This window comes from Betaproteobacteria bacterium (assembly GCA_016709965.1).
GTDB lineage: Bacteria > Pseudomonadota > Gammaproteobacteria > Burkholderiales > Rhodocyclaceae > Azonexus > Azonexus amarohabitans.
The window spans coordinates 828,435-843,549 of sequence record JADJLT010000001.1; the positions used below are offsets into that span (position 1 = coordinate 828,435).

A 15,115-nucleotide genomic window follows, 5' to 3' on the forward strand; every position below is an offset into this window, starting at 1 on the left:
GTTCGCTACTTGACCAATACAAGCATAGCCGACAACCCGCCCGAAATTCATTCCGTCAAATCTTCAAACTGACGGACGCCGAAGCGTCCGTCGCTCTGACCTGTTGCTTAGAACGAGTGCTTGATACCCATCGCCAGGGCATTAACGCCAGCGCTGGTGCCTGCACTATTACCCATCGGGTTGATGGTGTAGGCAGCATTGTTGTCATTCTTGATGTGCGCGTAGTCGGCGTACAGTTCGGTACGCTTGGACAGGGTGTAGCGTGCACCAACACCCAGCTTCCAGGCATCAGCATCGCTCAGGGTCTTGTCCTTGACCTGACCGAACATGCCCAGCACGGAGAACTTGCCAAGCGGCACGGTGGCGCCGACGAACCAGTTGCGGCGATCGTACTTCTGGTTGGCAGCCAGGCCAAAGGCAGCGGCAGCGAATGTTGTATTGCCGCCGATGAACGAGTTCACATCACCCTTGATGACATCGTAGAGGCCGCTGACCTTGACCACGCCGAAGTTGTAGGAAGCGCCAGCCGTAGCGACGTACAGGCGATCGTTGTTATAACCAACGGCGCGGGTCGTTTCATAGTCGAGATCGATGCTCAGCGGGCCATTTGCATAGATCAGGTTGGCCGACAGCAGACGGTCGTCGCCGTTGTTGCCGCGGGTAGGTGCGGTCATCGGCGAGTGAACGCCGTTCAGGCTGCCTTCGGCGCCTTGCGTGTTGGTGGCGGTGGCCAGAACCACGGTGAAGCCAGAGAAGGACGGCGAAATATAGGCCAGCGCATTGGCTGCGCGGTCGTATTGGGTGGTCATCGAGGTCAGGGTGGCAACCGAGTAGTTACCGAACGGGTTGTACTTGCCGTAGATGCCGTAGCGGATGCCGTCCAGATAGCCGGCAACGACCGTACCGAAACGGCCGGTCAGGCCGACGTACTGGTGACCAGCAGAGGCCAGACCCGTATTGGTGTCCGGGCTGATACGGTATTGCAGATCGAACAATGCCTTCAGGCCGTTGCCCAGATCCTCGACGCCTTTGAAGCCGATGTAGCTCTGCGAAGCAGCGCTCTGCAGATCGTACTGCGACTGGCCGCTGGCGACCGCGCCGTTACTGCCCTGACGGAACATGACACCCATATCGACGTTGCCGTAGATGGTGACATTGGTTTGTGCAAATGCTGCACCGGATGTAACAGCCGCAACAGCCAGCGCGATTAGTTTTTTCTGCATTGAAATGCTCCTCGATCATTTTGTGTGATTGAACCCTCGAAGCGTGTCCCGCCCCGTGTGAATCTCCCCCTCTTCCATCCCTGAGGACAGAGTCCAGCCATATCTATTGCGAAGCCCGTGCCAGTCGTTCCACAAGCCCCCTAAAACCTTCGAAAAGCCCGCCAACTCTCCGATTTCATTGCTTTTTTCCGGTTGACCGTGGCAATCGACTAAACAGTCGACACGTTCAATTTCTGGACAAATGTTGCGCGTATGAGCCAAAACGAAACAGTGTGCATCGTTTAAAACAGGCAAAAAAAACCCGGCCAGGCCGGGTTTTTTTGCTGCTACCGGGCGGTCAAAAGGTATAGCGGGCGCTGACGCCAGCCAGCCAGGTGCGCCCCGGCGCCGCTTCGTAATTGCGGCTATTGCTGTCGCCGACGATGACCGAGCCGACGTACTGACGATCGAAAATATTGTCGAAGCGCAGGAAAGTCCGCAGATTCAGGTCGCCGTATTTTCGGTCAATACCGAAGCGAACATTGGCGATAGCATAGGCCGGCGCTGCTTTCTGGGTGTTGCTGTCCTCGACATAGACCTTGCTCCGGGCAATACCCTCGACGGCGGCATGAAAGCCGCTTGCCGGATGTTTCCAGGCCAGTTCGCCAAACAGCGTCTGCGCGGGGACACCCGGCAATTTGCTACCCGACTGGACAGGCACCAAATTACTGACGAAAGCCTCGTCGTAGCTGGCGTCGAGTCCGGTGTAGGCCACCCGAGTGCTGAGGTTGTTTGCCCAGCGACTATCGAGGGCGACCTCCAGGCCCCGACGCGTCGTCGGACCGGCGTTCTGGTAGGCGGTACGGCCACCGCTGCTGGACAGCACGACCATTTCGTTGTCGGTCTTGATCTGGAAGACGGCAACATCCAGACGGGTGTCATTGCCGACGAAGGCTTTCAAGCCAGCTTCGTAGTGGGTGCTGGTTGATGGCTTCAGGCCGAAATTGAACGTACCGCCACCGCTGGAATAGAACATTTCGTTAAAGGTCGGCGCCTCAAAACCACGGGCGGCACTGGCGTAAAGATTGACGGCCGGGGTCAGGCGGTACATGGCCGCCACGGTTGGCGTCGTCTTCTCGTAGCTAACGCTACCGCTGTCATTGCCGTTGCTCAGGAAGCGGTCATCAACATTGAAGTCGATATGGCTGTGGCGCACCCCACCGCTGAACGTCCAGCGCTCGCCCTGCCACTCGGCCTGTGCGTACTGGTCAAAGCTGGATACGCGATCCTCTTCCAGGCGACGCAGGGTTCCCTTGACGCCCAGCGTGGTGCCGATGAAATTCTCGTAGCCACGACGGTCATCCGTGGACTGTTCGTAATCAACGCCTACCGTCGTCGTCAGCTTGCCGCCGGCCAGTTGAAAGCGTCCGATCCAGCGCGCCGAACCGCCTGCGAAATCCCGGTCGAAATCGATGATGCCGCCGGACTGCTTGACCGATGAAAGCTGTAAAAACTTGGGAATCGACTGGTACTGAATGGTCGAGCGTTGCCCGGCATAGGCCGACAACTGCACCAGCTGCTCGCCGAAGCGGTGCTCGTAGGTCAGGCCGCCCTGGGTGTGTTCGATGCTCTTGCGCGTGTTGTAATCGATGGCCGGCTGGGCGACGCTACGCGGATTGGCCAGATAGCCGGCCCACGACTGGCCCTGCGGATCTTCAGCATCCTGCTTAAAGCTGTTGGCAATCAAGGTCAGCTTGCCGTCTTCGGTTGGCTTGTAGGTCAGCTTGACCATGCTCTGGTCACGATCGGCCTTGCTGTGATCGCGGTAGCCGTCGGTGGCGAAATGCGAGGTGTCGATGACGTAGCCAAGACCGGCCACTTCACCTTGGGCGCTGACATCGGCCTTCCAGGTATTGTTGCTGCCGGCGACCAGGCCGCCTTCAATGCTCGGGCGCCCCTTGCCGTCCGGCGTGAAGAGCTGGATGACGCCGCCCGCATGGTTGCCATAGACCACGGCCAAGGGACCGCGCAGCACTTCGATGCGCTCGGCGCGGTCGAGATTGAAGGTGGCCGCCTGGCCTTGGCCGTCCGGCATGGAGGCCGGAATACCGTCGGCGACGAGGCGAATACCGCGCACACCAAAGGCAGAACGGGCCCCGAAACCGCGCGAGGAAATCTGCAGATCCTGCGCGTAATTCTGACGATTCTGCACCGTGATGCCGGGCACTGCGGCGAGCGCTTCGGACGCGTTAACCTTGCCCTGATCGGCGCCAATGCGGGCAGCATCGACGACGTCGACGGAAGCCGGCAGGTCGAATGAATTGTGTTCGATCCGGCTGCCGCTGACGACGACGGAATCAAGGGTCACAGTGGCAGGTTCGGCCGCGCCGGCGATGCAGGGAAAAGTGGCGGCAAGGATCACGGCAAGGCGCGTCGGTGTATGTCTCATGATTTTTCTACTTGTAGGTGCGGGAATTTCGATTTTGGCCAAAAATTCAGGTTGACCGTAGCCAACCCTTTTTCAAGGCAGCATCGAGGAATGCGTGGGTATCGACAGCAATGGCGTCGACATGTTCGGGAAAACTGGCGCCGAGATCGGCGATGATGGCTTCAGCATCGCGCTCGCCATTGCAGCGCTTGAGAATTTCAGCGGCGGCCGGGTTGAGTTTGATCAGGCCTTCCGGGTAGAGCAGGATATGGGCGTCCTGGCTCGCCTCCCAGCGGAAGACAAATTGCGGGCTCAGTTGTGGGCGGGCGGGGGCGACGGTTTCCATGGCGACTCTCTTCAGGACAGTCGGTGGCAGCGACGAACGCCACCACCGGATGGCTTAGCGCACGTAAACGTAGGCGGTTACTTCAAAGCCGAGGCGAATTTCGCAGTATGCAGGGGTTTGCCAGTTCATGGTGTGTCTCCGTGATTGATGCGGAGCGACACCCTGCCGCCCCTGTTTTTTATTATTCGCAAGGCGCGTTCCACAGGCTACCGGGCTTTCACCAAAACCCGCTAGCGAAAATCATGAGACCTTGTTCATCTGCCGGTAGGCGCCCCAGCCATCGATGTTGACCGGGCAATGCGCGAGCAACATGGCGTCAAGCATGGACCACAGCAGATCCAGCTTGAACTGGAGAATGCTCAGCGCCTTTTCCTGCAGCTCGCGGGTGTTGAAATGCGCGAGCGTAATGCGCAGGCCATTGGCCACGTCGCGTGGCGCTTCGGTCAGGCGACGGTTGAAGTAGTTATAGCCTTCCGCTTCGATCCACGGGTAATGCGTCGGCCAGTTTTCAAGGCGTGACTTGTGGATGGTGGGCGCGAACAGCTCGGTCAGCGACGAGGCGGCAGCTTCCTGCCACGACACCCGGCGCGCGAAGTTGATATAGGCGTCGACCGCGAAGCGCACACCGGGCAATACCAGCGCCTGCGACACAATCTGCTCACGGCTCAGCCCGACGGCCTCACCGAGGCGAATCCACGCCTCGATACCGCCCTCCTCGCCACCGTAACCATCATGGTCGAGGATGCGCTGCACCCAGTGACGGCGCACCTCGCGGTCCGGGCAATTGGAGAGGATCGCAGCGTCCTTGATCGGGATGCTGACCTGATAGTAATAGCGGTTGGCGACCCAAGCCTGGATCTGCTCGCGCGTCGACAGCCCCTCGTTCATCATCATCTGATACGGGTGATGGATGTGATAGCTCTTGCTGCGCGCCCGCAACTGCGCTTCAAATGCCTCTGCGCTCCACGGCTCCAGTTCGTTCATTTTCATGCGGGCTCTCCCGACTCGATGAGCATCCCGTCGAAAGCCAGCTCGATACCGGCGGCCGTCAATGCGGCCCGCTCCGGCGAGGACTCGTCGAGGACGGGATTGGTGTTGTTGATGTGGATAAGCACCTTGCGCGGTTTCGGGTAATTTGCCAGCAAGGCCAGCATGCCGTCCGGGCCGGACTGCGGCAGGTGGCCGATCGAGCGTGCCGTCTTTGAAGAAATCCCAAGGCGGATCATTTCATCGTCGGTCCAGAAGGTGCCATCCAGCATCACGCAATCGACATCGGCCAGGAAAGGTTCGAGATGCGCTTCCATGGCACCGAAGCCCGGTGCGTAGAACACCTTGTGCCCTGTCGCAGCGTCTTCGATCAGCATGCCGATGTTGTCACCCGGATGCGGATCGTGGCGATGTGGTGAATACGGTGGCGCCTTGCTCGATAGCGGCACCGGCGTGAAGCGCAGCCCCGCCGCCCCGGGAATGGAGAAAGGCGACGGGGGAACGACTTGCACAGCCTGCCAGCGAACGGTACAAAAATGGGAGAGCACATTGAAGATCGGGTTGCCGGTCGTCAAATCTTCATGCACCTGGGCGGTGCACCAGACATCCAGCGGCTTGCCTTCGCGCAGCATGAAGAGACCCGTGGTGTGGTCGATCTGGGCATCCATCAAGAAGACACCAACAACGCCGGTATCACGCAACGTGCGCCCTGGCTGCATGACCGGATTGGCGCGGAACTGGCTCAGGATGTCAGGCGAGGCATTGAACAACACCCAATCGACACCATTGGCGCTGACCGCGATGGACGATTGCGTACGCGGCGTGGCCTGCACGCTGCCATCGCGCACCCCGGCGCAATTACGGCAGTTGCAGTTCCACTGCGGGAAGCCGCCACCGGCGGCCGAACCAAGGACCAGAATTTTCATGGCCCCAGTGTGCCGGGCCGGCCCAATGCTGCCATGCGTAAAAACGCCAAAGAAATCTCATGGTTTTCTGGAGATCGGAAAATTTCATTTTTGCCCGTTTTTTCCGGTTGACCGTGGCATCGGCCATCAAAGGGGATTTCAGCGCAAAAGTCGCTGCAAGTGCCAAGGCGGCTGTGTTCATTTGAAACACCCGTTCGTTTTTTCCACAGTCGCCACAACAGCTATCACACAGCAATAGGGCCTCGCGCATGCGCACGCTCCTTGCTGAGGTCTGAAACCAATAAAAAACTCACATCAATCCACATCAAAAGAACGAGCGACATGGAGACAAACAATGAAGCTTGAAGATCTGCTACACCACACGCTGGATATTCACGCGCCCTGGCATATCGCCCGCGTCCGCAACGATCTCGGGAAAGGCCAGATCGATATCTGGGTATCTCGCGAGACCCAGCGCAGCGGATGGTTCTTTGGCACGCGCACGAGTGCACAACATGGCAAGGAACACGTCTGGCGCCACATCAATATTGGCAATTCGCGCTGCATCGTCCATGCCGCCAGCCCCAGCACGGCGGAAAGCGCTGAATTGCTATGGCTGGGCGAAGACGAGCAGCCATTCACCCGATCCTTTGCCCGCCAGATTGCCGAGATGTTCAGGCAAGGGGTCAGCTTCGCATCAGTCTGCGCCATTCTCGATATTCCCGTCGCCGACCTCTGGAAATTCAAACATCGCCTGGATAGCGGAAAATCCAGCCTGTCGAGCCATGCGGCCACGTCTAATGCGATGTCATCCACGGTCCCGGCAGCCAGCGACCCGGTCTGGGAGCAGCTACTCGATGGCTCCCTTCAACTGGACATTCGCATCCTCAGTCTCAAGCTCCTGATGACCAAGTTACGCGAGCAGTTTTCGATGATTACGGATGACAAAGTACGCGTCCTGAAAGCGCACGAACTCCAGCGCTATTTCACCCGCCACGAAAAACTGCTCGGCCACGAACTGGCACAATTCACCCGTCGCTGACCTGTACTCCGGGAAGATTCATGAAAACACAACAAGGACTCATGTCCCTCAGTAGCGCCTCCGAGCTGATCCGCAACGGCAATTTTCTCAGCATCGCCGGTGACGAAGCCGCCTTGCGCCAATTGCCGCCAGGCAACTGGATCGGCGGCACGATCCCCTACTTCATGGCAACCGAAGGCGGCACGGTCAGTCGAGCGCAAGTTTTTGTCACGCAAGTAGACGGCTTCATCGCACCGCCGGAACTGCGTTTTTACGATGCCGCTACACTGCCGCAAATCTGTCGTAATGCACCGGAAAACGGCTACAGCATCCTGATCCTGCCGGCCTTCAGCGCCACGCATGCCAGCTTCGCGCAAAATGCGCCGAACTTCGAAGAGATGTACCTGAAACCCTTGATCGGTTGGGTCGCCGGCATCCACCTTGACGATATCGGCAAGGTGACGCCCAAGGTCGTTCTCGGCACCACCGGCGAATTTTCGGAAACGGACGCCGTCGTCATGGATGTCCCGCTCTCGCCGGAAAAGTTTGCGCAGATCGACATCGTCAATCTGTTCCGCCCCGGCGCGGGCGAAGGCATTACCTTTGCTGAAAACGGATTCAGCGCCGGCGCCTGCCAGATCGGCGGCAAGCCCGGCAATCTGGCAGATTACCTGCTGGACAACCAGATCGACAACCGTCTGCCGCTCGTCGCCGATTACAGCGGCGCCATGATCAACGTCAGCATCAAAGGCATCGACCATGAAGCCAGGCGCGTCGAATTCTATGCGCCAGTCTTCCCCGGTCTTGAATACCGAATCGCTGCACCGGTCACCGACTATGTCGCCGCCTTTCTGGCCGCCCTGCCCAGTACAGGACAGGACATTTCCTTCTCCTGCAATTGCATCCTCAACTTCCTGAACTCGGAACTCGAAGGCAAGCGGACAGGCGACGTCACCGGCCCGATGACTTTCGGCGAAATCGGCTACCAGTTGCTGAATCAGACGCTGGTTTACCTGACCATCACCGAGTGAGTACAGACTCGGTTCCCTGCGGCACAGGAATACTGCACAATTAATAACCCATCAAAGATGGCCCATATTTTTACGAAAGTTAAATCCATGAAGAAAATCTCCATCGCCAGCGCCGCCCTTCTGCTTGCCCTCTCCTTCAACGCGTCAGCCGCTGCCGAGCCGAAGGAAGCAATGACTGCGTCCGGCATCGGCATCACCATGCTCAAGGAAGGCAGCGGCGCCAGCCCGACGGCCAGCGAGACGGTCAAGGTGCACTATCGCGGCACTCTGACCAATGGCCAGGAGTTCGACAGCTCCTACCGTCGCAACGAGCCGGCCGTTTTCCCGCTCAATCGCGTGATTCCGTGCTGGACGGAAGGCGTGCAGAAGATCAAGGTCGGCGGCAAGGCCAAGCTGGTTTGCCCGCCCAACCTGGCTTACGGCAGCCGCGGCGTGCCGGGCATTCCGCCCAATTCCACGCTGATTTTCGAAGTCGAACTGCTCGACATCGCACACTAAGCGAAAAGCCTGGCCTGACGGTCAGGCTTCCATGAAATCGGTCGACACGGCGCCGGCCGATCGTTTGATCAAAGGCTTCTTGAAGCGCATCGGCTGCTCGCGCACGGCCACCGCCGCCTGCACCACGCCGTGATGCGGTGAGCGGCTACAGGCCGGGTCGGTGTTGCCGGGATCGCCGGTAAGCAGGAAGGCCTGGCAGCGGCAGCCGCCAAAATCCTTCTCCTTTTCCGAACACGAGCTGCACGGCTCGGGCAGCCAGTCGAGGCCGCGGTATTTGCGAAAGAGCGGTGAGTCGTTCCAGATCCAGGCGAGCGGCTTATCGCGGACCGATTCGAATACCAGCCCCGGGATCACCCGCGCCTCCTGACAGGGCATGGCAACGCCATCCGGCGCCAGCGTCAGGTGAATGGCGCCCCAACCGTTCATGCAGGCCTTCGGGCGACCTTCGTAATAATCCGGCACCACGAAATAAATGGTCATCAAATTACCCAGTTTGGCCCGCCAGCGGTTCACCACAGCCTCCGCCTCGCGAATCTGCGCCAGCGTCGGCATCAATTCATCGCGATTCATCAGCGCCCAGTTGTAGTACTGGATGTTGGCGAACTCGATGTACTCGATGCCCAGCGCCGAGGCCCACTCGATCATCGCATCGACCTCGCCAATGTTCTGCCGGAAGATCGGCACATTGAGCACCATCGGAAAATGGTGCGCCTTGATCAGGCGGGCCGCTTCCATCTTCAGCGCGTGGCCGCGGGCACCGACCAGCGCGTCGGTCAATTCGGCCTTGCTCGCCTGCACGGAGAGCTGGACATGCTTCAAACCTGCCGCCTTGAGCGCCAGCAGGCGCGTTTCGGTCAGGCCGATGCCCGAAGTAATCAGGTTGGTGTAAAAGCCGATACTGTCGGCGTAAGCGACCAGCGCTTCCAGGTCATCACGGAGCAAAGGCTCGCCACCGGTAAAGCCGAGTTGCAGGGCGCCCAGTTCGCGCACCTCGCGCAGCGCCTTTTTCCACTCATCTGTGCTCAGCTCCTGTGCTCCATAATCCTCGAAATCGAGCGGGTTGTTGCACCACGAACATTTCAGCGGGCAACGGTAGGTCAGTTCCAGCGCCACCCACAGTGGCTTGCCCTGTCCATCCAGGCTCAGATTCTGTACTTCGTCGGGCATCGCATTCCTTTTCTTGGCAGCAACCATTCGTTCGGCAATTGTTGGCCAGAGAGTCGCGACCTGCGTCCGGGAAAGCCTGAAAGAAAGCTAGCGAATTTTGCGAGAGGCCATCGCCTGCGCCCGTCATTTGCCGATGCGATGGCTCAATGCTGTTATTGAGGCTAGGTGGCCACAACTTGGTGATTGGCTGTTAGCGGCACGAAGCGCTCCGATGCACCATCGAGTGCATCGATCACCCCTTTCTCGATGTCGTACACCCAACCGTGCAGGTTAAGACAATGATGTGCGAGGGCTAGCGCGACCGACGGATGAGTGCGGATATTGGCGAGCTGAGCGATCACGTTCTGGCGAACCAGTGCATCAGCTTTCTCCTGCTGGGTCGCGTATGCCTGCGAGCCGACGATGGCCTTGGCGGCATCCGCATGGCGCAACCAGTGGGCAACCGCCGGCAGATGGTCGAGACATTGGCAACTGGAAATTGCCGCCATCGCCCCACAATTCGAATGACCACAAATCACGATATCGCTGACCTGCAGGACCGATACCGCATACTCGACAGTTGCCGAAACACCGCCCGGCTCGGGCCCGTAGGACGGCACGATGTTGCCCGCGTTGCGAATGACGAAAAGATCACCAGGCTCCTGCTGCGTAAACAGTTCAGGCACCACCCTGCTATCCGAGCAAGTAACAAACAGCACCTTTGGGTTCTGCTGCTGAGCCAATTGCTTGAACAGCTGCGTTCTTTCTGGAAAGACTTCCTTTTGAAACTTCAAGAAACCGTCAATGATTTTTTGCACTGCTTAACTCCGGGAGCGTATCAAATGTGGAAATGCCAGCAATAGAGCCGGAATGAGCCGAGAAGTTCCAAGTGCGATACTGACCCGTTGCTCAACCCCAGCAAAGGGCGCGCGCCAGCCATATTGATGTCGATAAAGTTGCCGTAACCACGAATGCCCGGCATTCGGCAAGCATCAGCTCTGTCGCTTTGCTCCAAGCTTCTCAGCGAAGCGCCACGCAGACCAAGGTGGTGCCATCTCCAGCATGCTGAGTCTATCGCGCAATCTGGGGCTCATCACTGGCGTGGCGCATCCGTCATGGGCGCAGTCTTCGCATTCGGATCGGCCTCGAACGACATTGCAGCAGCGCCCCCGGAGGCCGTTGCCACCGACATGCGGATTACGTTCGCCGTCGCGGCTGCCCTGCTCGTCGTTGCGCTCGCAGTCGCCACTGGAGCGAACCGTAGCTGCTCCCGGAATAAGGCACTCGCTCCGTAAGCGGCAAATCAATCTTTGTTCGCCAACCGCCTGGCCATCCTAAATTCACAAGGGTTCTGTAACTTTGCGATCAGCAAACTACCATAGCGGTGGCCCTTTCATAGGACAGTGACACAGAGCGCTCGGTGGTGACTGACCGCTTTTCGGCGATGGATTCGCGGGGAAGATAGCCGCATAACCAAACCGGCCATTCAGCCAAATCCAGACTCTGCGAACTGGAATGCCAAAACAGCCGTTGCCAGATCGTTCACTGTAGGGCGGGAATGTGGTGGTAAGCAGTCCCTCGCCGGCAATGAAATACGAGCTTCAGCTTTCTTGCTGGTGAATGCGAACAGTCGCAACGTAATGCCGACGTTCGTCGATCCTGTTTCCTAAAAGCAGATAACTGTATTGAACGGACGCATAGCGCAATTTCTTTCCGACAGCACATCAGCCTGAGCAATGCTGCCTGATACCCAAAGTCAGGCAGCATTGCAGCATTTCCTGTCGCTTATTCATGGCGAAGCGCTTGAATCGGGTCGAGTTGAGCGGCTCGCCGCGCTGGCAAATACCCGAACAATACCCCGATGATGGCGGAGAACAGGAAAGCCAGCAGATTGATGTTCGTGTTGAATATGAATGGCATGCTCAGCAGTGTCGATAAGCCAATGCAGGCAACCAGTGCAAGACTGATACCAATCAGCCCGCCACAGGCCGAAAGTACTACGGCCTCAATCAGGAACTGAAGCAGCACCTCATGCTCCAGCGCACCGATAGCTAGGCGTATACCTATTTCACGCGTCCGCTCAGTCACTGACACCAGCATAATGTTCATGATGCCGATGCCGCCAACAAGCAGGCTGACGGCAGCAACGGCACCTAGCAACCCGGTCATCGTGCTAATTGTTCCGGAGAGCGTTTCGGCAATTTGTTTGGTATCCATCACGTTGAAATTGTCCGCCTCGTTGGCAGCGAGCTTGCGTCGTTCCCGCAATAGTGAACGAATCTGCTCCATGACGGGTTTCGCATCCGTGCCGTCACGTAGCGAGACCATCAGGCTCGACACATCCTGATTGCCGATTAGGCGGCGCTGAACGGTCGCCAAGGGCATCAGGACCGTATCATCCTGGTCCATTCCCATGGCGCCCTGGCCCTTGGCGGCAAGCAGGCCAACAACCTGGCAGGCGAAGGATTTGACCCGGATTTCATCGCCCAAGGGATTACGCGTGCCAAAGAGTTCTCGGCGTACCGATGCACCAATGATGCAAACCGCCTTGCCGGCCCGCTCTTCGTCATCGAGGAAGGCGCGACCACTGGCAATCTTCCAGTTGCCAGCTTTCAGGTAGCCGTTCGTAGTGCCACTAACAGTGGTGGACCAGTTGTTGTTGCCGGCAACAACGGTCACCGAGCTCCCCGCGACGGGCACGACCTCATCGAGCCCGGTAACCTGACTCCGCAGCACATCGACGTCAGCTTTCTTGAAGGCAGGAGCCCCCGCGCTCTCCCGCCCAGGCCCCAAACGCTGTCCAGGCCGAATCATCAGCAGGTTACTGCCGAGACTGGAAATCTGGTCGGAAACCGCACGTGTCGCGCCATTACCCAGCGTGACCATGGTGACCACCGCAGCGACACCGATGACAATGCCGAGAACAGTCAGGAACGAGCGCATCAAGTTGCGTCGAATCTCTCGTAAGGCCAGTAGAAAGGTACTGAGCAAGACGCTCTTCATGCCGTTCCTCTTTGGACGAGTTCGTCACTCGACACCATACCGTCAACAAACGTGACGATACGCCGGGCGTAGGCAGCCATATCGGGCTCGTGCGTCACCATGAGCACCGTAATACCCTGGTCGCGGTTCAGTTCGACGAGCAATTCCATAATTTCGTGGCTGCGTTTGCTGTCGAGGTTGCCTGTTGGTTCATCGGCAAGCAAAACATCCGGACTCGTGACGATGGCTCGAGCAATGGCAACACGCTGTTGTTGGCCGCCTGAGAGTTCGGCGGGCGTATGCGACTCCCAACCGGATAGCCCTACGCGAGCCAGCGCCTTGCGTGCAGCCTCATGGCGTTCGGTTTCCGCTTCACCTCGGTAGAGCAGCGGGAGCTCGACATTCTCCAAGGCCGATGTGCGTGCCAGCAGATTGAAGCCTTGGAAGACAAAGCCCAAGCTGTACCGGCGTAGCAAGGCGCGCTGATTACGCTCAAGCCCCTCAACATGAACGCCGCGAAACAGGTACTCTCCACTACTCGGTGTGTCAAGGCAGCCCAGAATGTTCATCGCCGTCGATTTGCCCGAGCCGCTGGGCCCCATGATGGCAACAAAATCGCCCGCAGCCACCTCAAGGTCGATTCCTTTCAGGGCCTGATACGCAATGTCGCCGTGTCCATATATCTTGGTGACACCGACAAAGCGAATGAGCGGCTCTGCTGTGGCAAGACTCATTGACGCTTTTCCTGATACTCGGTAATGATAGCCATACCCTGTTTGAGGTCACCGCCGACGATTTCTGTCTGTCGACCATTACTCACACCGGTTTTGACAGCGACAGCTTGCGGCCCCTCATCGCTCAGTACCCAAACCTGCGTGTTGTCGGTCGGCGCTGCGGAAGAGCGTTTTGTTTCTGACGGCGGACGCGGCAGCAGACTAGAAACGAAGCTGCCGCTGTTTGCGTCATTACCCTTCGTCGGCGGTGTGAAGCGAAGTGCTGCATTTGGAACCAACAGCACGTTGTCCTGCTGCGCCGTGATGATGGAAGCGGTGGCCGTCATGCCGGGACGTAGCGCCAAGTCGTCATTCTTCACGCTCAACACCGTCTTGTAGGTAACGACGTTGTCGGTAATTGTCGAACCAATGCCGACGCGCAGGATGATCGCAGGGAAGCTACGACCTGACCAGGCAGAAACAGTGAAGCTCGCAGGCTGCCCGAGCTTAACGGTGCTGACATCGGCCTCATCAACCTTGACCTGAAGTTCCATTGAGGTCAAATCTTCGGCGATGGTGAACAACACTGGAATGCTCATCGCAGCCACGACAGTCTGCCCCGGTTCGACCTTGCGAGACAAAACCACGCCATCCACCGGGGAGCGAATCGTACCCTTGGACAGATTTGTTTCGTCGGTCTTCAGGACGGCCTGGGCTTGCAGGACCGCTGCACGGGCACTGGATTCGTTGGCGAGCGCCCGCTCAAATGTTGCTTCGGCGGTATCCAGCTCCGCCTTGGAGGGCACCTTGCCCCCAGAGAGTTCGGCAACCTGCCGCATGCGGTTCAGCGATGCCTTCGATTCGGCAACAGTAGCTTTTGTCTGTGCCACTGATGCTTCCGTTGCAGCCAGGGCGGCCCGTGATTTATTGACTGCATCTTGGAGTTTGGCGAGGTCCAGCTTGGCCAGCAATTGCCCCCGTTTGACGTGGTCGTTCTCCTGAACCAGTACCTCGGCCAAGGTGCCAGACTGTTCGCTACCCACATCGACCGACGTTGTTGGCTGCAAGGTGCCCGAGGCAGATACCGTCACGACGAGACTCCCCGTGACGGCCGTCTCGGTGACGTAATGTCCGCCGAGATCCTTGTCGCCCATCAGGATTTTTCCCAGCACAATCAGCGAGAGCACGATACCGCACAAAATGGCCCAGCGCTTAAGTTTCCCCGCGCCCAGGTTACGCGGCGCTTGATTGAGAATATTTTTTAGCGCGTCAGAAGAAGCCTTTTCGTTCATGATGTTTTGTCTTTGGCCGAAGCATCCCAGCCACCGCCGAGTGCTTTGTATAGGGTGATAAGACCGGTGCGCAGCGACGCGTCAGCCATTGCCAGAGCATCCTCTGCCGATAGCTGGGTACGCTGTGTCTCCAATACCTGCTGGAAATCTGCTAGACCGGATTGGTAAAGCTTGCGGGACAATTCGGCGGCATTGCGCGCCGCTTCCGCAGCGGCACGTCGGGCATCGAACCGTTCGCGCGATGCAGCGTAGTTTTTCAGGGCGTTTTCAACCTCTTCGAGTGCCGCCAGCACACTACTTTGATAGGTCAACAGTGCCTGTTCCTGAATGGCGCTCTGAACAGCAACCTGGCTTCTCAGCCGCCCGCCGTCAAACAGGGTGGCCGCCAGTGTTCCCCCCAGGGCGCGAGCGACTGTTCCAGCGCCACCCAGAGCGGCAAAGCTGTAGGCCTGCCAGCCGAAGGAGCCTGAAAGCTGTCGGCGCGCGTTTAATTTTGACCACCTGTGCTCGTTGAATTTTGACCAGGTGTGATAGCCACCTGACATAGGTTGGCTTGTGGATAAG

16 protein-coding genes are annotated in these 15,115 nt (G+C 58.4%); 3 read left to right on the forward strand and 13 right to left on the reverse strand.

Features of this window, described 5'->3' with window-relative positions; all coding sequences use genetic code 11:
• Window positions 1–107: 107 nt before the first annotated feature.
• The 7 genes from IPJ12_04170 to IPJ12_04200 form a co-directional block, all read right to left on the reverse strand.
• Window positions 108–1,223, reverse strand: a complete 1,116-nt coding sequence (locus IPJ12_04170; GenBank protein ID MBK7646364.1) for a porin — start codon at window positions 1,221–1,223, stop codon at window positions 108–110.
• 337 nt (window positions 1,224–1,560) lie between these two features.
• On the reverse strand, window positions 1,561–3,651 hold the full coding sequence (locus tag IPJ12_04175) for a TonB-dependent receptor (GenBank protein MBK7646365.1): 2,091 nt from the start codon (window positions 3,649–3,651) through the stop codon (window positions 1,561–1,563).
• Between the two features lie 46 nt (window positions 3,652–3,697).
• Complete coding sequence (gene pqqD / locus IPJ12_04180) at window positions 3,698–3,976, reverse strand: pyrroloquinoline quinone biosynthesis peptide chaperone PqqD (GenBank protein MBK7646366.1); 279 nt, start codon at window positions 3,974–3,976, stop codon at window positions 3,698–3,700.
• Window positions 3,977–4,030: 54 nt separating this feature from the next.
• Entirely contained in the window at window positions 4,031–4,105 is a 75-nt protein-coding gene (gene pqqA, locus IPJ12_04185; protein ID MBK7646367.1) for a pyrroloquinoline quinone precursor peptide PqqA, read from the reverse strand.
• 111 nt (window positions 4,106–4,216) lie between these two features.
• Window positions 4,217–4,960, reverse strand: coding sequence for a pyrroloquinoline-quinone synthase PqqC (pqqC, locus tag IPJ12_04190; GenBank protein ID MBK7646368.1), 744 nt, complete (start codon window positions 4,958–4,960; stop codon window positions 4,217–4,219).
• Window positions 4,961–4,962: 2 nt separating this feature from the next.
• The gene (pqqB, locus tag IPJ12_04195; protein MBK7646369.1) at window positions 4,963–5,889 is read right to left on the reverse strand and encodes a pyrroloquinoline quinone biosynthesis protein PqqB; all 927 of its coding nucleotides are present in this window, start codon (window positions 5,887–5,889) and stop codon (window positions 4,963–4,965) included.
• Window positions 5,822–6,139 carry a hypothetical protein gene (locus IPJ12_04200; GenBank protein MBK7646370.1) on the reverse strand — a complete coding sequence of 106 codons (318 nt, stop codon included), beginning with the start codon at window positions 6,137–6,139 and terminating at the stop codon, window positions 5,822–5,824. Before IPJ12_04200 ends, pqqB begins: the two co-directional genes overlap by 68 nt.
• An 84-nt stretch (window positions 6,140–6,223) precedes the next feature.
• Here IPJ12_04200 and IPJ12_04205 point away from each other — a divergent pair, with 84 nt between their 5' ends.
• The 3 genes from IPJ12_04205 (at window position 6,224) to IPJ12_04215 (ending at window position 8,418) form a co-directional block, all read left to right on the forward strand.
• Window positions 6,224–6,910, forward strand: a complete 687-nt coding sequence (locus IPJ12_04205; GenBank protein ID MBK7646371.1) for a hypothetical protein — start codon at window positions 6,224–6,226, stop codon at window positions 6,908–6,910.
• A 20-nt stretch (window positions 6,911–6,930) separates the two neighbouring features.
• Window positions 6,931–7,920, forward strand: a complete 990-nt coding sequence (locus tag IPJ12_04210) for a hypothetical protein (GenBank protein MBK7646372.1) — start codon at window positions 6,931–6,933, stop codon at window positions 7,918–7,920.
• Between the two features lie 87 nt (window positions 7,921–8,007).
• Window positions 8,008–8,418: an FKBP-type peptidyl-prolyl cis-trans isomerase gene (locus IPJ12_04215; GenBank protein ID MBK7646373.1), complete on the forward strand. Its 411-nt coding sequence runs from the start codon at window positions 8,008–8,010 to the stop codon at window positions 8,416–8,418.
• 21 nt (window positions 8,419–8,439) lie between these two features.
• On the opposite strand, the gene pqqE is transcribed toward IPJ12_04215, so the two are convergent.
• The 6 genes from pqqE to IPJ12_04245 form a co-directional block, all read right to left on the reverse strand.
• On the reverse strand, window positions 8,440–9,585 hold the full coding sequence (gene pqqE, locus IPJ12_04220) for a pyrroloquinoline quinone biosynthesis protein PqqE (protein ID MBK7646374.1): 1,146 nt from the start codon (window positions 9,583–9,585) through the stop codon (window positions 8,440–8,442).
• 161 nt (window positions 9,586–9,746) lie between these two features.
• Complete coding sequence (locus IPJ12_04225; GenBank protein ID MBK7646375.1) at window positions 9,747–10,382, reverse strand: carbonic anhydrase; 636 nt, start codon at window positions 10,380–10,382, stop codon at window positions 9,747–9,749.
• Between the two features lie 967 nt (window positions 10,383–11,349).
• Window positions 11,350–12,567 (reverse strand): ABC transporter permease, encoded by a 1,218-nt coding sequence (locus IPJ12_04230; protein ID MBK7646376.1) that lies wholly within the window; start codon window positions 12,565–12,567, stop codon window positions 11,350–11,352.
• On the reverse strand, window positions 12,564–13,280 hold the full coding sequence (locus tag IPJ12_04235; GenBank protein ID MBK7646377.1) for an ABC transporter ATP-binding protein: 717 nt from the start codon (window positions 13,278–13,280) through the stop codon (window positions 12,564–12,566). Before IPJ12_04235 ends, IPJ12_04230 begins: the two co-directional genes overlap by 4 nt.
• A complete protein-coding gene (locus IPJ12_04240; protein MBK7646378.1) occupies window positions 13,277–14,551 on the reverse strand; it encodes an efflux RND transporter periplasmic adaptor subunit in 1,275 nt (424 codons plus the stop codon). The genes IPJ12_04235 and IPJ12_04240 overlap by 4 nt, the downstream gene beginning before the upstream one ends.
• The gene (locus IPJ12_04245; protein MBK7646379.1) at window positions 14,548–15,096 is read right to left on the reverse strand and encodes a TolC family protein; all 549 of its coding nucleotides are present in this window, start codon (window positions 15,094–15,096) and stop codon (window positions 14,548–14,550) included. The genes IPJ12_04240 and IPJ12_04245 overlap by 4 nt, the downstream gene beginning before the upstream one ends.
• Window positions 15,097–15,115: the final 19 nt, after the last annotated feature.